This window comes from Streptomyces sp. NPDC053665, assembly GCF_055585285.1.
Genome location: NZ_JBVJKK010000004.1, coordinates 565,401 through 588,104, shown reverse-complemented (window position 1 = coordinate 588,104; position 22,704 = coordinate 565,401). Strand labels below are relative to the sequence as shown.

The following is a 22,704-nucleotide window of genomic DNA, read 5'->3' as shown; positions in this document are numbered from 1 at the left end:
GATGTCCTCCGTGCCCACACTCGCCGTCTTCAAGCTCGCGTCGTGCGACGGCTGCCAACTGACGCTTCTCGACTGCGAGGACGAACTGCTGGCCCTCGCCGGGCAGGTGCGCATCTCCCACTTCCTGGAGGCGTCGAGTGCGGTCACCCCCGGACCCTACGACCTCGCTCTCGTGGAGGGGTCGGTGACCACCGCCGCGGACGCGGAGCGGGTCAGGCAGATCCGTGCGCAGTCCCGCCGCCTGGTGACCATCGGGGCCTGCGCGACCGCCGGCGGCATCCAGGCGCTGCGCAACTTCGCAGACGTCGAGGAGTTCACCCGCGCCGTGTACGCCCGGCCCGACTACATCGACACCCTCGCCACCTCGACCCCCGTCTCGGACCACGTGGACGTCGACTTCGAGCTGCGAGGCTGCCCCGTCGACCGTGCGCAGCTCCTCGAGGTGATCACCGCCCACCTGGCCGGACGCAAGCCGGACATCCCTGATCACAGCGTGTGCTTCGCCTGCAAGCGCCGGGGGATCGTCTGTGTGACCGTGGCCCGCGGCACGCCCTGCCTGGGGCCCGTCACGCACGCCGGGTGCGGCGCCCTCTGCCCGGCATACGGTCGTGGCTGCTACGGCTGCTTCGGCCCGTCCGGATCGCCCAACCTGCGTGCGCTGATCCCGCTGCTGCACCGCGACGGCCTGGACGACAGGGCGGTCGAACGCCTGCTGCGCACCTTCAACGCCTCCGCCTTCGACGAGGAGGTGCGGTCGTGACCCACCGCGGCACTCGCGTCCTGCGCGTCGGTTCGCTCTCCCGCGTCGAGGGCGAAGGTGCGCTCCACCTGCGCGTGGCAGGCCGCCATGTCGAGGAGGCGCACCTGCGGATCTACGAACCGCCTCGCTTCTTCGAGGCGTTCCTGCGGGGCCGGGCCCATACCGAGCCACCCGACATCACCGCCCGCGTGTGCGGGATCTGCCCCGTGGCCTACCAGATGAGTGCGTGCCGGGCGATCGAGGACGCCTGCGGTGTCACCATCGACCCAGCCGTTCGTGCCCTGCGTCGGCTGCTGTACTGCGGCGAATGGATCGAGAGCCACGCCCTGCACATCTACCTCCTGCACGCCCCCGACTTCCTGGGCTGCGACAGCGCGGTCGAACTCGCCCGCAGCCGACGCGCCGACGTGGAGCGGGGACTGCGGCTGAAGCAGGCCGGGAACACCATCGTCGAACAGCTCGGGGGGCGTGCGATCCACCCGGTGAACGTACGGCTCGGCGGCTTCCACCAGACACCGACACGGGGGGAACTGCGCCCCCTGCGGGAGCGGTTGCGCAGGGCCGCCGACGACGCCCGCGAGACGGTCGGCCTGGTGGCGGGCTTCGATTTCCCGGACGCGTCCCTCGACGCCGACTTCCTGGCTCTCGACGCAGCCACGACGTACGCGATCGAGGACGGCACGCCCTGCGTGGTGAGCACGGACGGCAGCCGGCGCCACTTCCCCGTCAGTGAATTCCCCGGCCATGTGCGCGAGGAGCAGGTGCCTCGCTCGACCGCCCTGCACTCCCGCCTGGACGGGCGGCGCCACCTCACCGGTCCTCTCGCCCGGTTCGCGGTCAGCGGCCGTCTGCTGTCGGGCGCGGCCCGGGAGGCGGCCCGCGAGGCCGGCCTGGGCGATCCCGCCCTGGGCATAGTGTGCCGCAACCCCTACCGTTCGGTGCTGGTCAGGGCCGTCGAGGTGGTCTACGCCGTCGACGAGGCGCTGCGGCTCATCGCCGCGTGCGAGCCGCCGGCCCGTCCTCACGTGGACGTACCGGCCCGCGCGGGCACGGGGCACGGGGCCACGGAAGCACCGCGCGGCCTGCTCTACCACCGTTACCGGCTGGACGCCGAAGGCACCGTCGTCGACGCGGTGCTGGTGCCGCCCACGGCGCAGAACCAAGGCGCCATCGAGGACGACCTGGCCCGGACCGCCGACCGTGCGCTCGCGGAGGGCGAGCCCACCGACGAGGAACTGACGCGTCTGTGCGAACGGGCGGTCCGCAATCACGACCCGTGCATCTCGTGCTCCGCGCACTTCCTCGACCTGACCATCCAACGCACCTGACGCTCCGAGGAGGACGCCATGCGTACCAGTCCCCACATCGTCAGTGACGTCATGACCCACACCGTCGTGGCGGTGGGCCGTGACGCCCCGTTCAAGGATGTCGTCACGCTGATGCAGGAATGGAAGGTGAGCGCCGTGCCCGTCCTCGCGGGCGAGGGGCGGGTGATCGGTGTCGTGTCCGAGGCGGACCTGCTGCTCAAGGAGGAGTTCCGCGACAGCGACCCCGACCGGCTCACCCAGATGCGCCGGTTGTCGGACCTGGCCAAGGCGGGGGGCATGACGGCCGCGGATGTGATGAGCACTCCCGCCGTCACCGTGCACCCCTCCGCCACGCTCGCCCAGGCGGCTCGCATCATGGCCCAGCGGAAGGTCAAACGGCTGCCCGTCGTCAACGACGAGGGTCTCCTCGAAGGCGTGGTGAGCCGGGCGGATCTGCTCAAGGTCTTCCTGCGCACCGACGACGACATCGCCGAGGAGATCCGCCAGGAGATCCTCGCTCCGCTCTTCCCCGCCACGGCGGAGCCCTTCAGGGTGGATGTGGCCGACGGCGTCGTCACCCTCACCGGTCGCGTCCGGGACCCGTCGCTGGTACCGATCGTCGCCCGTCTCGTGCGGTCCGTCGAGGGTGTCGTCGACGTCGACGTGGCACTGTCGGGCGGGACACGTGTGAGGGACGCGGGATGAAGTACCTCGACGAGTACCGTGACCCGGCGCTCGCCCGGCGGCTGCTCGACGAGCTGCGGCGCACCGCGACGGCACCCTGGCGGATCATGGAGGTCTGCGGCGGCCAGACACACACCCTGGTCCGCCAGGGCATCGACGAACTGCTGCCGGCCGGGATGCGCATGATCCACGGTCCCGGCTGCCCGGTGTGCGTGACACCGCTGCAGACGCTGGACCGCGCCATGGCCGTCGCCGCCCGTCCCGGGGTGACTCTCGCAAGCTTCGGCGACATGCTCAGAGTGCCCGGCACGGACACCGATCTGCTGTCGCTGCGGGCCCGCGGAGCCGACATACAGGTCGTCTACACGCCGATGGACGCGGTGCGTCTGGCCCGCGCCCACCCGGACCGCCACGTCGTCTTCCTGGCGGTCGGGTTCGAGACGACGGCCCCCGCCAACGCCATGGCCGTCCTGCTCGCCGCGCGCCTCGGCCTGGCCAACTTCTCGATGCTCGTCAGCCACGTCCTGGTCCCTCCGGCCATGACCGCGCTGCTGGAGGACCCCGACTGCGAGGTGCAGGCCTTCCTCGCGGCGGGGCACGTGTGCGCGGTCATGGGCTGGCGCGAGCTGGAACCGATCGCCGGCCACCACCGCGTGCCGATCGTCGTGACCGGCTTCGAACCGCTCGATCTGCTGGAGGGCATCCTCATGGCGGCCCGGCAGCTGGAAGAGGGCCGGCACGAGGTGGAGAACCAGTACGTGCGAGCCGTACGGCGTGCGGGCAACTCCGAGGCGCAGCACGCCGTGCGTACCGTGTTCCGCGTGACGGACCGCGCCTGGCGGGGCATCGGGAAGCTGCCCGACAGCGGCCTGGAACTGGCGGAGGAGTTCGCGCGGTTCGACGCGGCGCGCCGGTTCGACGTCGGCCGGCTGCACGTGGCAGAGGACGCGGAATGCATCGCCGGTGCCGTGCTCAAGGGCGCCCGGCTGCCCACGGACTGCCCCGCCTACGGCACCCGCTGCACGCCCCGTCACCCGCTCGGCGCGCCGATGGTCTCGGCCGAGGGCACCTGCGCCGCCTTCCACGCCGCCGGCCGCACCAGGGAGGTGCCTGCGTGATGACTCTCTCCTGTCCTTCTCCACATCACGAGGACGACGTCGTCCTGCTCGCGCACGGGGCCGGGGGCCGGATGACCGCCGAACTCCTCGACGCACTGGTCCTGCCCTCCCTCGACGGGCAGCACGGCCCCCTGGAGGACGCGGCCCTGCTGCCCGGGCACCCGGACCTGGTGATCAGCACCGACAGCTTCGTCGTCAGCCCGTTGTTCTTCCCCGGCGGCGACATCGGTTCCCTGTCCGTGCACGGCACGGTCAACGACCTGGCGATGCGGGGAGCGCGCCCCGTCGCCCTGTCCGTCGCCCTGATCATCGAAGAGGGGCTGCCGCTCGGGCAGTTGCGCGACGTGCTGCATTCCCTGGGCAAGGCGGCTCGTGAAGCCGGCGTGCCGGTCGTCACCGGTGACACGAAGGTGGTGGGCCGCGGCGCCGTGGACAAGATCTTCGTGAACACCACGGGTATCGGCCAGCGGCATCTGGCCCTGCGTCCGTCCGCGGCCCTCGCCCGGCCGGGGGACGCCGTGCTGCTGTCCGGTCCGATAGGGCTCCACGGCACCACGGTGCTGTCCACCCGCGAGGGGCTCGGTTTCGAAAGCGACATCGTCTCCGACAGCCGCCCGCTGCACCGTCTGGTGGACGCCTTGGCGCCCTTCGGGGAGCAGGTGCACACCCTGCGCGACCCGACCAGGGGCGGACTCGCCGCTGCGCTCAACGAGATCGCCCGTGACGCGTCCGTCCCGGTCGAGGTCGACGAAGAGGCCGTTCCGGTCCCCCGTGCCGTCGCCGCGGCCTGCGATCTGCTGGGACTGGACCCGTTCGTCGTCGCCAACGAGGGCTGCCTGGTGGCCTTCGTCGCCGCGCCCGCCGCCGGCGGAGCGCTCGATGCCCTGCGTTCGCTGCCGGAGGGCCGGCAGGCGGCGCGCATCGGGCGGGTTCCCGCAACAGGCACCGAGGGCCGGGTCACCCTGCGCACCCTCGTCGGTGCGCGCAGGGTGCTGGAGATGCCGCTGGGCGAGCAACTGCCGCGTATCTGCTGAGCCGGCCCTCGGGTGGCCCGCAGGTGGCGGCGCAGTCGTGTGCGCGAACGGTGTCCGCCGGCCGCGCACAGGGTGTGGCGCGCGCACGTCCGCCGCTCTCAGACGTGCTGCACCGGGATGGCCCGCGTTCCCGTCTTCGCCTCCGGGACCGGGACCGCAAGGGTCAGGACACCGTCCTTGTATGCGGCGGCCGCCTCTTCGTCCTGGGCTCCGGCGGGCAGCCGGACGGCGCGGACGAGCGTGCCGTAGCGGAACTCGGTGCGGTGCATCTCGTTGGTCTGCTCGATGCGCTCGGCGCGCAGCGTGAGCAGTCCGTCGTCGACGGTGATCTCGACGTCCTTGTCGGGGTCCACACCCGGCAGTTCGGCGTGCACGACGTACGTGCCGTCCCCTAGGTGCTCCTCCATGCGGATGCCGTGCAGCCCGGGGGCGACGTGCGTCCCGGGTTCCAGGATCCTCCGGCGCCCGGCTCTCGCGGGGGGGCCGGAGGTACCTCGTCGCCGGGCCGACGCTCCCCGCTTCCGGAGTCTCCGCAGGTCACGCACTGGTTCGGGGCGCCGGCCGCCCGGCGTCCTCCTGTTGCGCGAGGTCCGGTTCGAGCGCCGGCCGGTGCGGCGGCCCGGTGAGCTCGCTGCGGACGTCCACGACGCCTTCGACGGATCGCACCAGGCGCAGGGCCAGGGGGACGACGGAGGTGTCGCGGACGCGTCCGGTGAGCCCGACGACTCCCTCGCGGACGGCGACGTCGACGTCCTCGAGGCCGTCGGGCAGCCGGCCGGCCAGTACGTCCCTGCGGATCTCCTCCTCGATGGCCTCGTCGGGACGGAGGAACACCCGGAGGAGGTCGGAACGGCTGACGATGCCGCGCAGCACGCCGTCGTCGTCGACGACCGGCAGCCGCTTGACCTTGCGCCGGGCCATCACGCGGGCGGCGGTGCCGAGCGTCGCGTCCGGGTGGACGGTGACGGCCGGCGCGGTCATGAGGTCCGCCGCCGTGACGGCCCGCGCCTTGTCGAGACCCGCCGGGGGCGAGCCCGTGGGCCCCGGTCCGGGGTACTGTCACGGAACTCCTCCTTGCGCAGCAGATCGGCTTCGGACACGACTCCGATCAAGCGGTTCCCGGTGTCGACGACAGGCAGGGCGCTGATGCGCCGTCCTTCCATCGTCCGCACGATCTCCTTGAAGGCCGCCCCCGCGGCCAGAGCGACGACGGTTCGCGTCATCACGTCGCTCACGGTGTACACGGTGCCGTGCATGACGTCCTCCCAGGCGCGCAGCGAGGCTTGCGACGCCTACAGCCTCCCGCATGACCCCCCTGCCTGCATGGGCCGAACGGCCCGGCCCTCGGGTCGCGACGCCTCGGCCGAAGGGGACTCCTCCGGGCCGGTCGGCCCTGTTCCCGACGTGCCCGGAGGCTCGAAGCTGGAGATGACCCGGGGGGCGTCTGGTGGGGGGAGACGACTGAGTGAGGCGACCATGGAATCCTCGGAGCCGGTACCCCGGCTGGTTGTGGGTGTGGACGGATCTCCTTCGTCCCATGCGGCACTGCGGTGGGCAGAGCACTACGCCCGGATGACGGGGGGAGTGGTGGACGCCGTCCATGTCTGGGACACGCCGTCGAGCCGGGGCTACACCGGACCGGCGATGGACCCCGACTTCGATCTCCAGCAGGCGCGGGAGCGTCTCGCGAAGGAGCTGGACGCCGTCTTCCCCGGCACGCGCCCGGCTCGGCTGAGGGGCCACCTGGCCGAAGGAGACCCCTCGGAGGTTCTGATCCAGGCTTCAGACGGGGCGGAGCTGCTCGTCGTGGGCCGCCGGGGCCGTGGTGCGTTCGCCCGGGCGATGCTCGGTTCCGTCAGCCAGCGCTGCGCCCAGCACGCGCCTTGCCCCGTCGTCGTGGTCGGCCAGCAGGCGGATCCCGCGCACTGAAGCCGGGGACGATGCGCGGCGCGATCGCGGCAGTGCGCACCTGCGGTGTCATGGGAAGGCCGCGTGGAGCTCGCGCTCGCCCACGTCGTGTGAGACGAGCCGCAGTTCGTCCCCGGGCCGCCGCAGCATCCCGGGGGCCGGTGGCGTGGGCTCCCCTCGCGCACCACGGTCGCCATCAGGGTCCCCTCCGGGAGCGCGATGTCACCCAGCCGGCGCCCGGCGGCCTTCGACCCCGCCGTGATGGCGGTCTCCACGATGCCGACTCCGGCGCTGCCGAGCCGCAGGGAGCGCCACGGTGCCCGCCGCTCCCCTGCGGCAGTCGGCCGGAACCGTGTCCCCCGCCTCGAGGACGACCCGGCAGAACGGCGTGTGCGCTCGGCGGAGTACTCCTGGGCGAAGCCGATGGCCGCGTCGAGCAGGACCATGCAGGCGATGGCCACGGCAAGCTGCAATGTGCCGGGCCGGCGGGGCTCCTCCAGGCCGTACGCGAGGAAGGTGACGCCGGACGCCACGAGCAGGACGACCGCGAACAGGTCGGAGAACCGGGAGGCCAGGTTGGCGCCCGGCCGGGCGGCGGTACGCGACGGGCAGCTCGTTGCGGCCGTGCGCCGCTCGGAGCCGGCGCACAGCGCCCCCCTGCCGGACCGGCGACCGAGCTGCCCCAGAGCAGCTGGGACGGCGCCGGCAGACAGCTCCTGCACCTCCCGGGCGGTTGCCGGATGCGCCGGCCGGCCAGCGGCGCCCGTGACCCGGGCGGCCCGGGCCCTCGGCCTTCGCGGGTCTGGGGTGGGCGGAGCATCCTCATGGCCGGTCGGCGCGCCTCGCGGCGAGCGGGCTCACGGGGTTCGGTCCCCGGTGTCGGAGGGTTCGGGTCCGCAACGTACGTCCAGTTCGACCTCCGGGGCCCGGGCCAGTGTGTTGGTCACGGTGCAGTGCGAGACCACCGCCCGCAGTGCCGCTGCCCGCGGGGGTTCCAGAGCGGGGGCACGCACGGTCAGTGTGAGGGCGCTCACGCGCGCCGGCCGGTCCTCGGCCATGCGGTACTCCGCGCGGACGGCGAGCCCGTGCCGGTCCGCGCCGTGGCGGTCGAGGAAACGCCCCGCGTAATGGGCGGCACAGGAGGCGACCGCGGCGACGAAGAGTTCCACCGGTGTGGGGGCCGTGTCCTTGCCCCCCTCTCCCAGCGGCTGATCCACCGTCAGCACATGACCGCGGGCCCGTATCTCGAAGGCGTCACCGGCGATCGGCACCACCTCCACCACGTCGGGAAGGCCGATGGGCCTCGGATCCACCGCCTCGGCCTGGAACAGCAGCAGCCCGGCCAGTCGCCGGGCCTCCTCCGCCGTCAGGGACGCCCACAGCTCGCCTTCGTCGTGTGCCGCGAAGGAGGTGTCCAGAACGACGCGCCCCATCGAGGCGGGCAGACCGTGCGGAGCGAAACGTGTGACGTTGATGGTGCGTCCGCACCGTGTTCTCAGGTTCATGTCGGCTCCCCTGTCGCCCTGCGCCCGCCGCACCGGCCGGGCGCCTCCCAGTGCGCCTCACGTGCACCGGCGACCGCGCGGGCCGAACGGCCTCACCTGGAAGCCGAACGGCCTTCGCTCAGGTTTCGTCGGCGGGGGCGATGCGCCGCCCGGACAGCCGGTCGATGCCGATCGCCACCCACAGCGTGCGTCCGCCTCCGGCCCAGGGAGGTGTGTGTGCCAGCTCGTCGAGCCGGTGGATCTCGTCCGGGTCGCCGACGGCCCGGGCACGACCCGTCAGCAGCACACTCCAGCCCTGGCTCATCGCATCGTCGACGTGGTCGACTTCGAACGCCACGTGCCGGCCCACCGCACCGGCCGGCGCCGTCCCGGGTGCGGTGCGGAAGACGACGGCGTCGTCGACGACGTCGTAGTTGACGGGGAGGACGGCCGGCCCGTCGGCGGTGGTCAGCGAGATCCGCCCCACCCCGTGCGTGGACAGCAGCGTCCGGCACTCCCGCTCGTCGAGGTGGTGCATGTGGGGATGGAGAAGCGCCTGCCCCTGTCCGGGGGGCCGATCCTGATCGCCGCCCTGCAGTTCGAGGAGCGTCGTCCCGAGAGCGTCGGCCAGGCGCAGCAGGGTGCCGAGGCCGGGGTCCGAGGCGTGCGTTTCGAGGTAGTCGAGGTACTGGGGCGACATACGCGCGCGGCGGGCGGCCTCCTCGAGGGCGAGGCCACTCCTCTTCCGGGCCCGGGCGAGGCGCCGGCCGAGGTCGCTGGACGCGGCGGCGCCGCCCATCTCCCCGGCGGCGGTGTCCTGCGCGTTCGCACCTTGCTGGAGGTGGGCGTCGGGACCCGGGAAGACCAGGGTGACGTCGCCGGTATCGGACCAGCGCACGTCGTACGGCGGTGTCCCGTCGTCATGATGCAGGCCGATGATCTCTCCGTCGCGCCGGACGACGCCGGTGGTGGGGCTCTCCACGATCAGCCGGTCGCCAAGGTGGGCGTGCATGGCCGTGCCCTCTCCGTCGGCAGCTGTCTTCCTCCAGCATCACGCCGGCACCCCCCGTCCGCACCAGGGACCGGAGGTCCCCACCGCTGCGGGACGTATGGCCCCCTCGGTCTGCACGCAAGCCCCCAGACCGCTCGGGCGTCCACGGAGCACGCTGACAGTGAGAACCCACATGCGGAGGGCCGCCGGGCACGGCGCGGCGCGGTCGGCCGCGGACCGGAGGGAGGCGCGTCATGCAGCACCGCACGATCGGAGAGCTCATGACCCGGGGCGTCGTACGGGTACGACCGGACACCCCGTTCAAGAGGCTCGTCGAACTGCTGGCCGACCACGACGTGACCGCGCTGCCCGTGGTCGACGATCTCGATCAGCCGGTGGGAGTGGTGTCGGAGGCCGACCTGCTCCGCACCGTCGCGTCACGCCCCGACCCCGGCGGGGTACCACCGGCGACGGGACAGGTGAACGGTGCCGTCCCCGCGGACGACGGCGCCACGGCCGGGGAACTCATGACCGCGCCCGCTGTCTGCGCCCGTCCGGAGTGGACCGTCGTGGAGGGCGCGCGCCGGATGGAGGACGGGGGCGTCAAGCGACTGCCGGTCATCGACGAGGCGGGCACGCTGGTCGGCATCGTCAGCCGTGGTGACCTCCTGCGGGTGTTCCTGCGGCGCGACGAGGCACTGCGCGACGAGATCACCCGCGAGGTACTCGACCGCACGCTCCGGCTCGCCCCGAACGACGTGGCGGTCGACGTGCGCGACGGCCGAGTGGTCCTCAAAGGCCATGTGGAGACCGGACGGCTCGTCCCCGTCATCGAACGGCTGTGCCGCGGTGTCGACGGTGTGGTGTCCGTGGAGACGCACCTGACCTGCCACGACGACGGCCCGGCGGGAACCGGTTCCTCCGGCTGAGCGCTCCGGCTCGGCCGGGGCCGGGAGCGGAAGAGGTGCTGGCGATGCGCGCGCTCGTCTACCAGGCCCCGGGGCTCGTCTCCTGGGACAACGTGCCTGACCCGCGGATCGAGCGGCCGACGGACGCGATCCTGCGCGTGGACGCGACCACCGTCGGCAGCTCGTCGTCGATCTCTCCCGTCCGCGGCGCGGCGCCGCGCTGCGAGTGGGCGCCGATGAAGCGCAGCCGCCCGGGGCGGTCATCGCCGAGATCGCCGAAGGACCGGGTGCCGATGTGGTCATCGAAGCCGCCGGCACGCCCGAGAGCTTCCTGCTCGGCACGCGGCTGGCACGTCGGGGCGGCACCCTAGCCGTCGTGGCAGCGCATCGGACAGCGACCCCCTTGCACCTGGAATCACTGTGGGACAGGAACCTCACGATCCACACGGGTCAGGTGGACACCTGCTCCGTGCCGTGGCTGCTGGACCTCCTGGCCTCCGGACGCCTGGACGTCGCCGGACTGGTCACCGGTACCCGGCCGATGACACGGCTGCCCGACCTCCACGACGCCTTCGCCCGTGGTCCTGAAACCGGCGACCTGAAGCTGGTCGCCGTGCGGCGGGCCAAGCCGGCCGAGCACCGGCGACCGCGCTCCGCGCACGCACTCGACGGCACCCCCGCCCTGCCGGGGCCGGTAGGCCCAGCCGGCAGAGCCGGCGTGCCCGAACGGCCTATGCCCAACCATGCCGCGAGGAGGGAGCCTGGAAGCGGAAGTGGGAGGTGAAGCAGGATGCAGACGAGCGCGACCGTCCGGCGTTCGATCCTGTGGCGCTGGCGCCGCAACCCGCTGCGCCGCCGCGAGGACGTCTGGGAGGCATGGATCCTGCTGGCGGCCTGGCTCGTCGTCGCCGTGCTCGGCCCCTTGGCTGCGCTCCTCAGCGGACGGGCCACGGTGGACAGCCTCGCGCAACGGCGCGCGGAACGGCATCCGGTCACCGCCACCCTGCTGCGCGACGCGCCGCCCGCGGTCTCCGGCGACGGGGCCGCGGTCGACCGCGTCTTCGCGTCGGTGCGCTGGACCACCGCCGACGGCACGTCCCACACGGGCCGGGCGCAGGTGGACGCCGGTCACGAGGCCGGCGAGCGCGTCGTCGTGTGGCTGGACCGCAGCGACCGGCCCGCACTGGTGCCGCAGAGCCCCGGCGAGGCGGACGTCGAGGCGGCATTCATGGGTGCCGCTTCCTTCGCCGCCGTCGCCGCCTCGGCCGCGGCCGGTGCCTGGGGTGCGCGACTCCTCCTCGACCGGCGCCGCAACCGCGCCTGGGAAGCCGAGTGGCGCGCGCACGGCGCCGAGTGGGGGCGAACCAGCGGCTGAGCCGACGCACAACGACGGAGGTGTTCGTGATGCCCATCGAGGGACCTGAAGGACCACGGCCGATCGTGGTGGGTGTCGACCCCGAGCCGGGCCGGCAGACGGCCCTGGCCTGGGCCGCTGATGCGGCGCACCGGCGCCGTCTTCCCCTGCGGCTGGTGTACGCCAGGGGGAACGGTGACCCGCAGACGTGGACCGACGACGTCCTGAGGCAGGCAAGCGCGTTCGTGGAGACCCGCCGTCCCGGGCTGGACGTCGCCGCACTGGCGGCCGAGGAGGACCCGGTCACGCTGCTGGCCGGGCAGTCTCGCCACGCCACACAAGTGGTCCTGGGATCCCACCACCTGGGCGCGGTGCGTGAGGCGTTCGGCTCGGCCGCGGTCGCCCTGCCCTTGACCGCACAGGCAGCCTGCCCGGTGGTCGTCCTGCGCGATCCGGAGCACAGCACGCAGGAGCCGGCCTGCTTCGTGGTCGGTGTCGACGGCAGCCCGCATTCGGCAGCCGCCATCGACCTCGCTTTCGAGGAGGCGTCCTTGCGCGGAGGTGCAGTGGTGCGGGCGCTGTACGTCTGGCATACGCCTGTGCTCGGCGTGCTGGACGAGAACGCGGCCCTCCAGGAGTGCCGCAGGCTCCTGTCCGAGACGGTCGCCGGACGCACCGACGCCCGCCCGGAGGTGGAACTGCGTCCCGAGGTCGTCAAGGGCCATCCGGTGCACGAACTGGTCGAGGCTTCCGCACACGCCCTCGGCCTGGTGGTGGGCACGCGTGGGCACGGAGGCTTCAGCGGCATGCTGCTCGGTTCCGTCAGCCAGGGCGTCCTCCATCACGCGCGCTGTCCGGTCCTGATCGTCCCGCGGCCGCGGCAACACTGAGAGCGCGGGCCCGACACGAGGAGGGAGCGCCGCCATGACGAAGCCGGTGGTGGTAGGCGTGGACGGTTCACCCCCGAGCCTGGATGCGGTTCAGACAGCAGCGGGGGAAGGCCGGATCCGGGGAGCGGAACTGCGTCTGGTTCACGCGTTCGGACGGTCGTCCGCCCACCTGCCGGCCGGCGCTCCCCCGTGGAGTCCCGCCGGGACGGGGGTGCGCGAGCTGCTCGACGGCACGATGGCCATGGCCGAACGGCGAGCTCGTGACGTCGCACCCCACGCGGACATCACTCGCGACGTGACCCTGGGACATCCCATGGAGGTGCTGGAGATCGCCTCCCGCACGGCGTCCCTCGTCGTGGTGGGCAGCCGTGGACTCGGTGCCGTCGGTGGCCTGCTGCTCGGGTCGACCTCCGCGCACCTGGCCGCTCACAGCAGCTGCCCCTTGCTGGTGGTGCGGGGGCGGCCGAACCCGGCGGATCCTCTTCTGCTGGCGGTCGACGAAGCACCCGCATCCGCGGATGCCGTCCGCTTCGCCTTCACCGAGGCTTCCCTACGGGGCACCGGCCTCACCGTGCTCCACGTATGCCGCGCCGGGGACCCGGGAGCCTATGACGGACCGGCTGATCCCCCCTTCGTCACCTACGACGGAACGCGCCTTCGCCACAAGGCCGAGCACCTCATCGACGCGGTGCTGGCCGGCCAGACGGAGAGGTACCCCAACGTCGAGGTCAGGCGGCAACCCGTCGTCGGCCGGGTCCGGCACAGCGTCGTCGAAGCGAGCGCGCGGGCGCAGCTCGTCGTCGTCGGAGCGCGAGGCCATGGAAACCTCACCGGCCAGTTGCTCGGCTCGGTCAGCCAGGCGGTCCTGCACCATGCTCACTGCCCCGTGGTCGTGGTACGGCACCGAAGCTGCGCCTCGGAGGCAGGAAGGCAGCCACCACCGGACCCCACCCGAACCGCGACCCGAAGGCCGCGCCCCTGAGCGCGTGATGACGGTGGACATCGACTTCGCGGCCTTCTTCGACGCCACTCCGAGCCCCTATCTGGTCCTGGACAGGGACCTGGTGATCCGTTACGTGAACGCCGCATATCTGCAGGCGACCGGCCGGACCAGAGACGAACTGGTCGGCAAGGCGTACTTCGACGCTCTTCCGCAGCCCCCCGGCGTGCCCGACGAGCCGCTGCGGAACATGCGGCGCTCCTTGTCGCGGGTCCTGACCACCGGAGAACCGGACATCCTGGTCCTCGAGCGCTATGACCTGCTTGTCCCGGGACGGAAGGACCAGTTCGAGGAACGATGGTGGTCGAAGATCCACACCCCGCTGCCCGGACCCGACGGCGCGGTGAAGTGGATCGTGCAACGCGCCGAGGACGTCACCGCCCTCTTCCGTTCGGGCCGGTCACAGGAACTCGGCCAGGAGCTCACCCAACGCGAGAAAGGGCTGGCCGCCGAGCTGTACGCACGGACGGAAGAACTGCACCGGTTGAACCGGGAACTCCTCCAAGCACACGCCCGTGAGCAACAGGTCGCGGTCGCGCTGCAGGAGGCCATGCTCTCCGTGCCCGATCTGAGTCACCATGACAACATCGCCGTGCGGTATCTGCCCGCGACCACCTCCTTGAACGTCTGCGGCGACTGGTACGACGTCGTCGACCTGCCACCCGACCGCTACGCCGCAGCCGTGGGGGACGTCGTCGGCCACGGCCTGCACGCCGCAGCCGTCATGGGGATGCTGCGCAGCGCGCTGAGCGCCGTCATCCGCGCCATCCCCAGCCCGGCGCAGGCACTCGAGGTCCTCGGCCTGTACGCGCGGTCCGTGGACGGCGCGATGGCCGCCACGGCGGTCAAGGTGCTCATCGACACCCGCAGCAGACTCCTCATCTACAGCAACGCCGGGCATCCACCGCCCGTACTGCTGCACCGGGACGGAACCTTCGACCTCCTCGACCGGGCCACGGATCCGCCGCTCGGCACACGCGAACACCACGTCCCTCGTCCTCAGGCGGGTCTCGCCTACACACCGCGAGACACCCTCGTGCTGTACACGGACGGACTCGTCGAACGCCGTGGTGAGGACATCGACACCGGACTGGACCGTCTGACGACCGTTCTGCGAAGCGAACGTGCTCTCCCCCCGGCTCCGCTGGCCGACGCTGTCCTGAACCGCCTCGACGTCACCGAGGGCGCCCCCGACGACATCGCCCTGATCGTCATCCGCCTGTGACTCCGGCGTCGTCCGGACGGCTGCCCGTGGGTCTTCGAACGGCAGTTGCGGTGCGAGCACGACCGCCCCGCACCGCTACCGGCTCAGCGGTGCGCGACGACTTCAACCAGCACCTTGAGGTGACGCCCCGTCATGCCCCGGGCCCTGGTGAGGCCGAAGGCGTACCGGTCGACCGTCGTGGTGGCAGTCGCGGCCATCCGGTCGTCCTCCTGGACAACGGGGCCGAGTGTGAGGGCGGTCGCCCCTGCGTCATGGCGAACGCACCCCGGACGGGGACCATACCGAACACGGCGCGAGTGTCGAAACGAACCGTCGATGCCGTGGGGTCGATCTCGTAGACACCTGCTGCTGGTACGGGTCGCGCTCTGGACGCCGCCATGACCGGTCCACCTCCGTGCGGTGACATTCCCTGCGTTCCCGGTCCGCCTGGCGCAGTTGCAGCGCCCTGTCAGCCTCAGTCGCACGACCGGCCGCCCCATCCTGGCGGAGCCCACGTCAACCGGCCGGGGACCGCCCCAGCTCAGGTACGACAGCCACAGGGCAGGCCGTCTGGTGCAGTACGGCATGCGCAACACGTCCGTGTGGGAGGCCCAAGCGTTCCCGTGGGTATCGGTCACCGACCACCAGGAGCGCGGCGCCGGACGAGGCGTCGAGCAGCGCGGCGGTGGCAGGACCCTCGACGATCCGCCGGCGAACGTCGACTTCCGGATGCTCGTCGGCCGGTGCGCACAGCTCGGTCTGCAGTACCTCGACGGCCTGCCGCCGATGCGCATGAGCGGGTTCGCCCGTGAACCAAGCGTGGTCGATCGCCTCGTACGCCGGGACGCGCCAAGCCCGCACCGCCTCCAGCGGTACGCCGCGGCAAGCCGCCTCCTGGAAGGCGAATCGCACCGCCTGTGAAGGCGCGGGCCTGCCGGGGACCCCTACGACGACGTGCCGCCCCGGGGCCCCGGGCCGGGGCCGGCCATCGTGATCGCCGCGTACGACGATCACCGGGCCCTCGGCGCGCCCGGCCACGGCCAGGCTGACCGAGCCCATCAGCAACTCGGCGGCTCTGCCCCGGCCGCGTGACCCCAGGACCAGAGCGGAGGACTCGCGCGCCGCACGGCAAAGGACCGGCACCGGTGCCTCGGACACGACCCGGGTAACAACCTCGATGCCGGAGACACGTTGCCGGGCTCGCTCGGCAGCAGCCACCACGAGGACGTCGGTGAGTATCTGCTCCGACCGTTCCGGGGGCCCGGGAAACACCGCTTGCTCGTACCGTTGCCAGAGCGAGGCGTACACCAGGTGCAGAGGAACCTTGTGCAGCGCCGCCTCGTCGGCAGCCCAGTCCACGGCTTGCAGACTGCCTTCGGAGCCGTCCACGCCGACGACGAGCGGTCGGTCCATCATCCTCATCCCTTGCATCCCGCCAGGCACGCCCCGGCTCACGACGGCAGGTTGACGCCGTAGAGGGTGCGTCCCCCGACCAGTTCTCGGCCGGTGACCAGTTCCGGCTCGATCCGGACGAAGACCTCCGCGGGCCAGGGGACCCAGGACTGGGGTCCGGTATGGACCAGTTCCTCGTGCTCCGCGGGATCGGTCACCACCGAGGCGGGGCCTGTGACGACGACACTCCAGCCCGAGTGCGCCGCGACGTCCACCTCATCGGCCTCGAAGGCGACCACGGCACCGTCGACCGCACGGACCAGCTCCGAGGAGGCCGACGTGCGCAGCAGCACGGCACCGCTTTCCTCCAGGAGGAAGTTCACCGGCAGGACGGCGGGCAGGGCGTCGCGCGTGTGCACGACGCGGCCCACGGTCGCCCGGGCCAGACGGCGCAGGCTCTCCTGCCGGTTCAGTTCGCGGAATCCGTCATTGCGGTACATCAGCCGGTCGTCTTTCCGTGTGTCGTCCGGTCTGCCTCCCATCGTCGACGCGTGCGCCGACGGCCGGGGAGGGCCGATGGTCCTCGGCTTGTCGCTGTCCGGCCTTCGTTCCGACGGGGGGGGCGGCCCCACCCGGAGGGAACCGTTCGGCCTCGTCACGGCGTGTCGGGCACGATCGCAACAGGGCAGGCGGATTGGTGCAGGAGCGTGTGCGTGACCCGCCCGAGGCGATGCCCGTACTGCCCAGGACGATGCCGCCCCACCACCAGCAGATCCGCGTCCTGCGAGGCGGTGAGCAGGACCCGGCGGGCGGGGCCCTCGACCGTGTGCCGGCGTACCTTCACTTCCGGCGGCGCGTCGGCGAGCGCGGCCTCGAGTTCCTCGGCCGCCTGCTCCTCGTGCAGGCGCTCGGGTGTGCCGGTGAGGAGGGGGTGGGCGCCCGTGCTGTGGGTGGGGCATCGCCATGCCCGCAGGGCGTCCAGGACGGCGCCGCGACGGCGGGCCTCCTCGTAGGCGAAGCGGACGGCCGCCGTAGAAGCCTGGGCCACGCCGACGACAACGCGGCCGTGGCGGCCCCCGGCGGCCCGGTTGTCGTGGTTTGCGCGGATCACGACGACCGGACAGGTCGCCGCGGTCGCGACGGACAGGCTGACGGAGCCGAGCAGGAGGTCGGCGAGCTCGCCGCGTCCACGGCAGCCCACGATCACGGCGGAGGCGTTGCGGGCCTCGCGCAAGAGGACGTATTCCGGTTCCTCGGCCACCGCTTCGGAGGTGACGGCGAGGTTCCCGTGGTGCCGACGGGCTCGATGGCCGGCGACGACGAGGATCTCATCCGGAGTCACGCTCGCCGACGACGTGCGGAGTTCCCGGGAGAGTGACGCGCCCTCGTAGCGGTCCCAGCGGTAGGCGTGGACGATCCGCAGGGGCAGTCCGCGCTGGGCGGCCTCGTCGGCGGCCCAGTCGACGGCCCGCAGACTCGACTCCGAACCGTCGACGCCCACGACGACGGGCAGGTTCATCGGCTTCTCAGCCTTCCTGGTCGACATCGAAGACGATGCGGGCCTTGACCTGGCCACGCAGGACCTCGTCGATGCAGTCGTTGACGGCGGTGAGCGGGCGGCTCTCCCGGATGACCTTCGTGCGGCCCTCGGCGTGGAGCTGGAAGACCTCGGCGAGGTCCTGGCGTGTGCCGACGATGGAGCCGATGACCGAGGTGCCGTTGAGGACGGTGTCGAAGATCGGCACCTCGAGGGTGCCGTGTGCCGGTAGCGCCACCATGACGAGCTTCCCACCGCGCCGCAGGCCCGAGTTGACCGCGGCGAAGGCCGCCGGATGCACCGCGAGGGCGAGGGCCGCGTGCGCACCGCCGTGCCGTTGCAACTCGGCGGCGACGTCCTGGGTGCGGGCGTCGATCACGATGTCCGCGCCGAGTTCCCGGGCGAGCTGCAGCTTGTCGTCGGTCACGTCGATCGCTGCGACCCGAGCCCCGGCGATCTTCGCGTACTGCACGGCGAGGTGGCCCAGTCCGCCCACGCCCGAGATCGCCACCAGCTGGGTGGGCCTGACGTCCGCCACCTTCAGGGCCTTGTAGGTGGTGACCCCTGCGCAGGTGAGAGGAGCGGCGTCCAGGGCGTGGACTCCCTCGGGCACCGGCTGCGCGAAGTCGGCCCAGGCCAGCATCTTCTCGGCGTATCCGCCGTCACAGCCGTACCCGGTGTTGATCTGACTCTCGCACAAGGTCTCCCAGCCCGACCGGCAGTGCTCGCACCGTCCACATGCCCTGCCGAGCCAGGGAACGGCGACCCGTTGCCCGAGAGCGAGGTGGGTCACGCCGTCGCCCAGCTTCTCCACTACTCCGACGCCCTCGTGGCCGGGAACGAACGGCGGGGCGGGCTTGACCGGCCAGTCGCCGTGGGCGGCGTGGATGTCGGTGTGGCACAGGCCGGACGCCTCGACGCGTACGCGCACCTGCCCAGGGCCGGGTTCGGGGTCGGGCCGGTCCTCGATGACCAGGGGTTCGCCGAACTCCCTGACGACCGCTGCCTTCATGGTGTCTGCTCCTTCTGAGGTGTTCGGCCCGGCACGTCAGTCGTGCGCGACGACCGCTACGGGGACGGTGGCGTGGTGCATGACCGCATGGGCGACGGCACCGATGTGCACACCGAACGGGCTGCGGCGGATCCGGCGGCCGACGATCACCAGCGAGGCGTCGCGGGCTGCGTCGATGAGATGGTTCGCCGGGCTGCCGAGCCGGACGGCCTCGGTCACCTCCACGTCCGGGTACTTCTCCCGCCAGGGCAGGAGCACCTCGCTGAGAGCGGCGGTCTGCTCCCGGACGAAGTCCTCGCGGGGGTCCAGGCCGGCGACCAGGCCGTAGACGAAGTAGGGCGGCAGGTTCCAGGCCGTGACGACGCTCAGCGTCGTCCTGCGCCGCCGCGCCTCCTCGAAGGCGAAGGTGATCACCGTGCCGTCGGGGCTGTCGATGTCCAGGCCGAGGACGACGGGGCGGAAGCCGGTGGCGGCGGACGGTATGCCGGTGGGGTCCTTGACGTGTTCGTAGGCGGCTTGTTCCCCCGCTCGGACGAGGATGACCGGCACCTCGGCTCGGGCGACCACCGACTGGCCGACGGACCCGACGAGGAAACCGGCGAGTCCGCCCAGGGCACGTGAGCCCAGCACCAACAGATCCGCGTCACCGGCGGCGTCGAGCAGCACGTCCGCCGGAGCTCCCGTGCGCTGTTCGGTGGTCACGTCGACGCCGGGGTGTCGCAGCGCAAGACCCTCGGCGGCCTCACGGGGGATCCGCTCGGTCCAGTGCTGGTGTGTCTCGGCGCCCAGGAGCGGGGCCTGGACCATGGGCTCGGGGACCGGCTGCCAGACGTGTACCAGCCTCACCGGCACCTGGCGCAGCCTCGCCTCGCGCGCCGCCCACTCCGCGGCAGCGCGGCTCTCGAGCGAGCCGTCGAGTCCAACGGTGATCGTGCGGTCCATGCCGCCCACCTCCTGTGTCATCGGTTCTGTACTCAGCGTCGCTTGCGGTGATCTCCCACGGCAGGGGCCTGGGGTCCCGGGACGGGGCCGATGGTCCCTGGCGGCTGGTGGGGGCGGGTCCCCGGTGGCACCCGCCCGGCCAGCCGCGCTCAGCGCAGCCACGTGTGGTCGCGAACGATCGGCAACCGCGCCCACACCCGGCCCAGACCGATGGAGTCACCGGCCGATGTCACGGCCAGGGCGATCAGCAGCACCGCGTACACCACGTGGTAGTCGGCGAACGGGTTGGTCGACATGCTCGCGGACCCGTCCGACAGGTGGGTGGCCGGCGGCCACTCCGCCACCCACATCAACGCCATCATCACCGTGCCCGCCACGGCGGCCGGACGCAGCGCCACCCCGGCCGTCAACGCGAGCCCGACTCCCAGCAGACCCAGCATGAACAGCCAGTCCGCCCATGCCGCACCGGCCCATGCGTGGAACGCGGATTCCATCGGGCCGACCGCGACGTGCCCGAGGAAGCCCTGGGTCGGTGAGCCCTCGTCGATCCATCCCTTGCCCGAGGGTGTGGCGTAGCCGAACCCGAAGGTCTTGTCGAGGAACGCCCAGAGGAAGACGAACCCCATCAGCACCCGGGCCGAGGCCAGGACGCCGGCCCGCGCGGTGAGCGTGTCCGCATCCGCCGATGCGGCCGGCCCGGGAACGGAGGCGGCGTGATGGCCGCGGAACGAAGGCAGGTGGAGACGACCGGAACTGCGGTGTGTGCTCTGGTGCACGGCCATGGTGGTGATCCCTTCATGGGAGAGCCGGATCCGGTTGGATCCGGCACCGCCCACTCTGGCGGCCCTCCACCCTCCGCACCCGGCGCCGAAGGTCCGCTACCGAGGGCTCAACAGCCCTCTTCTGTAGGGACGTTCGGCCCGGGAGAAGGTCAGCACCGAACGCCGCACCGCAGTCCCCGCACGGTCCCTCGGACCCGTGTGACCTTCGAAGTCCGGCAGGCCCGGGCGTTGCCGTCCGCGGCACACGACCGGCGGACCGACTGGCTGGGGGCCGGCCAGGCCCTGCCGCACGTGCTCCTGCTGGCCACCTGGCGCAAAGTGCGCGCGTCGCTTCTTCACCGGGCCATGGAACCGCCCGATCTGCGCCGGGTCATTTCTCGGGTACGGCCCCGAGGGATTCGTCTGGCCGCGCCGTCCCATCGAGGAGGTGGTTCCGGCCCACGGGTGATCAGATGCCGCGTTGCCCCGTGAGCGCTCCAGTCGATGGCTTCGCTTCGCAGCGGGGCGGCTTCGCGTAGCGGTGGGTGAGGTCGTCGCAGTGCCGCTCGTCTTCCGGCGGCCTGCGTCACGTGTCGGGCTGCTCGCCCGTCGCGGTGTCCGAGGAGAGGGCCAGCGGCACGTGCCACACCAGGCGTGTCCCTTGCCCCCCGCCACTTTCGAGCTCCATGTCGCCGCCGAGCTTCCGTGCTCGTTCGGCCATGTTCGTCAGGCCGCTGCGGCGGCCACCGTCCAGGATGCCGACGCCGTTGTCGGTGACCGTCAGGCGCACCTGCCGGCCGTCCGTCTCCAGCACGATGTCCGCACGGTCCGCGGCAGCGTGCCGGGCGACATTGGTCAGGGACTCGGTGAGGACGGCGATGACGTGGTCCGCGATCTGGCCGGGTACGTGGGTGTCGAGCAGTCCCTCCATGCGGACGCTGGGAGCGAAGCCCAGGAGTGGGGCGACCTCGCCGATGGCACGCACCGCGCGGGAGCGCAGGCCGGGCGCCCCGTCGTCGTCCCGGGAGCGCAGGCCGAAGATCGTCGACCTGATGATCTTGATGGTCTCGTCGAGGTCGTCCACCGCCCGCAGGATCCGCTCGGAGGCCGCTTCGTCCTGGACCCGACGACCGGCGCTCTGCAGGGTCATGCCGGTGGCGAAGAGCCGCTGGATCGCCAGGTCGTGCAGATCGCGCGCGATCCGGTCACGGTCCTCCAGCACGGCGATCTGTTCGGCGTCCTGGCGACGCTCCGCCAGTTCCATCGCGACGGCGGCCTGTGCTGCGAAAACCTGGAGTGGCTCGGTCTCCTTCTCCGAGAACTCCTGGCCACCCGACTGCCGGACCAGCAGCACCACGCCGCGGGCCTCGTCACCCGAACCGATCGGCACGGCGACGGCCGGCCCGAGCCCTTCGAAGCGCGGCGGGCCGGCCGAGACCCGGGAGTCGGACGTGACGTCCGTGCTGCTGACGGGCGACCGCTGAATGAACGCCTGACCGATGAGGGTGCCCTCGACGGGAAGTACGATCCCGCGCCATGCGTCGGCCTGCCGGCCCAGGGCGAGTTCCACGGCCAGCGTGTCGGTTCCGCTCACCGGCATGGCCACCACGCTCAGCGCGGAAGAGGTGATCTCCCGGGCCCGGTCGGCGATCAGCGGCAGCACCCCGCCCTGGTCCGCGCCGGACATCAGGGTATGGGTGATCTCCGCGTTCACCTGCAGCCAGCGTTCACGCAGCCGGGACTCCTCGTAGAGCCGGGCGTTGTCGATCGCCACGCCGGCCGCAACGGCCAGTGTCGCCAGCACCGACTCGTCGTCCTCGTCGAACTGCTGCCCTCCGCGCTTCTCCGTCAGATACAGGTTGCCGAAGATGTGATCACGCACCCGGATGGGAACGCCGAGGAAGGTGTTCATGGGTGGGTGGTGGGCCGGGAACCCGTAGGACGCGGGGTGGTCGGACAGCTTCGCGAGGCGCAACGGCTCGGGGTGACGAATCAGTTCCCCGAGGATGCCGTGGCCTTCCGGGTACGGGCCGATGCGCGCGATCTGCTCCGCGCCGACGCCCACCGTGTGGAAGGCCGACAGCCGCTTGCCGTCCGGGCCGATCACCCCGAGCGCCGCGTACTCCGCGTCGACCAGGGCCGCCGCGGCCTCGACGATGCTGCGCAGTGCCTGTTCCAGGTCCAGCTCCCGGCCGACCGACAGCACGGCTTCGAGGAGGCTGTGGACCCGATCCCGGGTGCCGCGTGCCGCGTCCAGACGGGCCTGCAGTTCCTCCAGCAGCTCGTCCAACCGCAACTGCGGCAGCCGTACCCGTGCCTCAGTGGCTTCCCCGGCCTTCTTCACCCGTGCTCCTCCATCGCCTCACGGCCACACGGCGACCGACCCGTTCCCTTGCCACGGTAGCGGTTCGAGCAGGA

At 72.0% G+C, this 22,704-nt stretch carries 21 protein-coding genes and 2 pseudogenes; 12 read left to right on the top strand and 11 right to left on the bottom strand.

Annotated features, from left to right (window positions below; genetic code table 11):
- Position 1 precedes the first annotated feature (1 nt).
- From ACZ6ZN_RS19635 to hypE, 5 genes are read left to right on the top strand one after another with little or no spacing between them, the layout of a single operon-like run.
- On the top strand, positions 2–760 hold the full coding sequence (locus ACZ6ZN_RS19635; protein WP_469647860.1) for an NADH-quinone oxidoreductase subunit B family protein: 759 nt from the start codon (positions 2–4) through the stop codon (positions 758–760).
- Entirely contained in the window at positions 757–2,088 is a 1,332-nt protein-coding gene (locus ACZ6ZN_RS19630) for a Ni/Fe hydrogenase subunit alpha (protein ID WP_469647858.1), read from the top strand. Before ACZ6ZN_RS19635 ends, ACZ6ZN_RS19630 begins: the two co-directional genes overlap by 4 nt.
- Positions 2,089–2,106: 18 nt before the next feature.
- Positions 2,107–2,772, top strand: a complete 666-nt coding sequence (locus ACZ6ZN_RS19625) for a CBS domain-containing protein (protein WP_451878429.1) — start codon at positions 2,107–2,109, stop codon at positions 2,770–2,772.
- On the top strand, positions 2,769–3,869 hold the full coding sequence (hypD, locus tag ACZ6ZN_RS19620; protein ID WP_469647856.1) for a hydrogenase formation protein HypD: 1,101 nt from the start codon (positions 2,769–2,771) through the stop codon (positions 3,867–3,869). Before ACZ6ZN_RS19625 ends, hypD begins: the two co-directional genes overlap by 4 nt.
- Entirely contained in the window at positions 3,869–4,903 is a 1,035-nt protein-coding gene (gene hypE / locus ACZ6ZN_RS19615; RefSeq protein WP_469647853.1) for a hydrogenase expression/formation protein HypE, read from the top strand. The genes hypD and hypE overlap by 1 nt, the downstream gene beginning before the upstream one ends.
- A 98-nt stretch (positions 4,904–5,001) precedes the next feature.
- Here hypE and ACZ6ZN_RS19610 read toward each other — a convergent pair whose 3' ends face one another.
- Together ACZ6ZN_RS19610 and ACZ6ZN_RS19605 are read right to left on the bottom strand one after the other, a co-directional pair.
- On the bottom strand, positions 5,002–5,310 hold the full coding sequence (locus ACZ6ZN_RS19610; protein WP_469647850.1) for an Hsp20/alpha crystallin family protein: 309 nt from the start codon (positions 5,308–5,310) through the stop codon (positions 5,002–5,004).
- A gap of 130 nt (positions 5,311–5,440) precedes the next feature.
- Positions 5,441–6,159 (bottom strand): annotated as a pseudogene (locus tag ACZ6ZN_RS19605) (CBS domain-containing protein).
- A 220-nt stretch (positions 6,160–6,379) separates the two neighbouring features.
- On the opposite strand from ACZ6ZN_RS19605, the gene ACZ6ZN_RS19600 reads away from it, so the two are divergent.
- Positions 6,380–6,832: a universal stress protein gene (locus ACZ6ZN_RS19600; RefSeq protein ID WP_469647848.1), complete on the top strand. Its 453-nt coding sequence runs from the start codon at positions 6,380–6,382 to the stop codon at positions 6,830–6,832.
- Between the two features lie 836 nt (positions 6,833–7,668).
- On the opposite strand, the gene ACZ6ZN_RS19595 is transcribed toward ACZ6ZN_RS19600, so the two are convergent.
- Together ACZ6ZN_RS19595 and ACZ6ZN_RS19590 are read right to left on the bottom strand one after the other, a co-directional pair.
- Positions 7,669–8,316, bottom strand: a complete 648-nt coding sequence (locus ACZ6ZN_RS19595; protein WP_469647845.1) for an OsmC family protein — start codon at positions 8,314–8,316, stop codon at positions 7,669–7,671.
- 118 nt (positions 8,317–8,434) lie between these two features.
- Positions 8,435–9,307: a pyridoxamine 5'-phosphate oxidase family protein gene (locus tag ACZ6ZN_RS19590; protein ID WP_469647843.1), complete on the bottom strand. Its 873-nt coding sequence runs from the start codon at positions 9,305–9,307 to the stop codon at positions 8,435–8,437.
- 233 nt (positions 9,308–9,540) lie between these two features.
- On the opposite strand from ACZ6ZN_RS19590, the gene ACZ6ZN_RS19585 reads away from it, so the two are divergent.
- The 6 genes and pseudogenes from ACZ6ZN_RS19585 to ACZ6ZN_RS19560 all read left to right on the top strand — a co-directional run bounded on the left by ACZ6ZN_RS19585 (position 9,541) and on the right by ACZ6ZN_RS19560 (position 14,663).
- A complete protein-coding gene (locus ACZ6ZN_RS19585; RefSeq protein WP_469647841.1) occupies positions 9,541–10,215 on the top strand; it encodes a CBS domain-containing protein in 675 nt (224 codons plus the stop codon).
- 175 nt (positions 10,216–10,390) lie between these two features.
- A pseudogene (locus ACZ6ZN_RS19580) lies at positions 10,391–10,978 on the top strand (zinc-binding dehydrogenase); the annotation flags it as partial.
- A 6-nt stretch (positions 10,979–10,984) separates the two neighbouring features.
- Positions 10,985–11,569: an Rv1733c family protein gene (locus tag ACZ6ZN_RS19575; RefSeq protein ID WP_451878421.1), complete on the top strand. Its 585-nt coding sequence runs from the start codon at positions 10,985–10,987 to the stop codon at positions 11,567–11,569.
- 29 nt (positions 11,570–11,598) lie between these two features.
- Positions 11,599–12,438: a universal stress protein gene (locus ACZ6ZN_RS19570; protein ID WP_469647839.1), complete on the top strand. Its 840-nt coding sequence runs from the start codon at positions 11,599–11,601 to the stop codon at positions 12,436–12,438.
- Positions 12,439–12,472: 34 nt separating this feature from the next.
- Complete coding sequence (locus tag ACZ6ZN_RS19565) at positions 12,473–13,420, top strand: universal stress protein (RefSeq protein ID WP_469647836.1); 948 nt, start codon at positions 12,473–12,475, stop codon at positions 13,418–13,420.
- Positions 13,421–13,427: 7 nt separating this feature from the next.
- On the top strand, positions 13,428–14,663 hold the full coding sequence (locus tag ACZ6ZN_RS19560) for a PP2C family protein-serine/threonine phosphatase (protein WP_469647833.1): 1,236 nt from the start codon (positions 13,428–13,430) through the stop codon (positions 14,661–14,663).
- Positions 14,664–15,158: 495 nt separating this feature from the next.
- On the opposite strand, the gene ACZ6ZN_RS19555 is transcribed toward ACZ6ZN_RS19560, so the two are convergent.
- From ACZ6ZN_RS19555 to ACZ6ZN_RS19525, 7 genes are all read right to left on the bottom strand, one after another.
- Entirely contained in the window at positions 15,159–16,058 is a 900-nt protein-coding gene (locus ACZ6ZN_RS19555; protein ID WP_469647831.1) for a universal stress protein, read from the bottom strand.
- A gap of 35 nt (positions 16,059–16,093) precedes the next feature.
- Positions 16,094–16,534, bottom strand: coding sequence for a pyridoxamine 5'-phosphate oxidase family protein (locus ACZ6ZN_RS19550; protein WP_469647828.1), 441 nt, complete (start codon positions 16,532–16,534; stop codon positions 16,094–16,096).
- Positions 16,535–16,689: 155 nt separating this feature from the next.
- A complete protein-coding gene (locus ACZ6ZN_RS19545) occupies positions 16,690–17,553 on the bottom strand; it encodes a universal stress protein (protein WP_469647825.1) in 864 nt (287 codons plus the stop codon).
- Positions 17,554–17,560: 7 nt separating this feature from the next.
- On the bottom strand, positions 17,561–18,583 hold the full coding sequence (adhP, locus tag ACZ6ZN_RS19540; RefSeq protein WP_469647823.1) for an alcohol dehydrogenase AdhP: 1,023 nt from the start codon (positions 18,581–18,583) through the stop codon (positions 17,561–17,563).
- 36 nt (positions 18,584–18,619) lie between these two features.
- Positions 18,620–19,525 carry a universal stress protein gene (locus ACZ6ZN_RS19535; protein ID WP_469647820.1) on the bottom strand — a complete coding sequence of 302 codons (906 nt, stop codon included), beginning with the start codon at positions 19,523–19,525 and terminating at the stop codon, positions 18,620–18,622.
- 149 nt (positions 19,526–19,674) lie between these two features.
- Positions 19,675–20,307 carry a hypothetical protein gene (locus tag ACZ6ZN_RS19530; protein WP_451878413.1) on the bottom strand — a complete coding sequence of 211 codons (633 nt, stop codon included), beginning with the start codon at positions 20,305–20,307 and terminating at the stop codon, positions 19,675–19,677.
- 565 nt (positions 20,308–20,872) lie between these two features.
- A complete protein-coding gene (locus ACZ6ZN_RS19525; RefSeq protein WP_469647816.1) occupies positions 20,873–22,630 on the bottom strand; it encodes a sensor histidine kinase in 1,758 nt (585 codons plus the stop codon).
- Between the last annotated feature and the right edge of the window lie 74 nt (positions 22,631–22,704).

Coding starts and splice junctions, on each gene's coding strand:
- ACZ6ZN_RS19585 (WP_469647841.1), top strand. CDS start 9,541: ATGCAGCACCGCACGATCGGAGAGCTCATGACCCGGGGCGTCGTACGG.
- adhP (WP_469647823.1), bottom strand. CDS start 18,583: ATGAAGGCAGCGGTCGTCAGGGAGTTCGGCGAACCCCTGGTCATCGAG.
- ACZ6ZN_RS19595 (WP_469647845.1), bottom strand. CDS start 8,316: ATGAACCTGAGAACACGGTGCGGACGCACCATCAACGTCACACGTTTC.
- hypD (WP_469647856.1), top strand. CDS start 2,769: ATGAAGTACCTCGACGAGTACCGTGACCCGGCGCTCGCCCGGCGGCTG.
- ACZ6ZN_RS19590 (WP_469647843.1), bottom strand. CDS start 9,307: ATGCACGCCCACCTTGGCGACCGGCTGATCGTGGAGAGCCCCACCACC.
- hypE (WP_469647853.1), top strand. CDS start 3,869: ATGACTCTCTCCTGTCCTTCTCCACATCACGAGGACGACGTCGTCCTG.
- ACZ6ZN_RS19530 (WP_451878413.1), bottom strand. CDS start 20,307: ATGGCCGTGCACCAGAGCACACACCGCAGTTCCGGTCGTCTCCACCTG.
- ACZ6ZN_RS19565 (WP_469647836.1), top strand. CDS start 12,473: ATGACGAAGCCGGTGGTGGTAGGCGTGGACGGTTCACCCCCGAGCCTG.
- ACZ6ZN_RS19560 (WP_469647833.1), top strand. CDS start 13,428: ATGACGGTGGACATCGACTTCGCGGCCTTCTTCGACGCCACTCCGAGC.
- ACZ6ZN_RS19555 (WP_469647831.1), bottom strand. CDS start 16,058: ATGATGGACCGACCGCTCGTCGTCGGCGTGGACGGCTCCGAAGGCAGT.
- ACZ6ZN_RS19635 (WP_469647860.1), top strand. CDS start 2: ATGTCCTCCGTGCCCACACTCGCCGTCTTCAAGCTCGCGTCGTGCGAC.
- ACZ6ZN_RS19550 (WP_469647828.1), bottom strand. CDS start 16,534: ATGTACCGCAATGACGGATTCCGCGAACTGAACCGGCAGGAGAGCCTG.
- ACZ6ZN_RS19575 (WP_451878421.1), top strand. CDS start 10,985: ATGCAGACGAGCGCGACCGTCCGGCGTTCGATCCTGTGGCGCTGGCGC.
- ACZ6ZN_RS19535 (WP_469647820.1), bottom strand. CDS start 19,525: ATGGACCGCACGATCACCGTTGGACTCGACGGCTCGCTCGAGAGCCGC.
- ACZ6ZN_RS19625 (WP_451878429.1), top strand. CDS start 2,107: ATGCGTACCAGTCCCCACATCGTCAGTGACGTCATGACCCACACCGTC.
- ACZ6ZN_RS19600 (WP_469647848.1), top strand. CDS start 6,380: ATGGAATCCTCGGAGCCGGTACCCCGGCTGGTTGTGGGTGTGGACGGA.
- ACZ6ZN_RS19570 (WP_469647839.1), top strand. CDS start 11,599: ATGCCCATCGAGGGACCTGAAGGACCACGGCCGATCGTGGTGGGTGTC.
- ACZ6ZN_RS19610 (WP_469647850.1), bottom strand. CDS start 5,310: ATGGAGGAGCACCTAGGGGACGGCACGTACGTCGTGCACGCCGAACTG.
- ACZ6ZN_RS19545 (WP_469647825.1), bottom strand. CDS start 17,553: ATGAACCTGCCCGTCGTCGTGGGCGTCGACGGTTCGGAGTCGAGTCTG.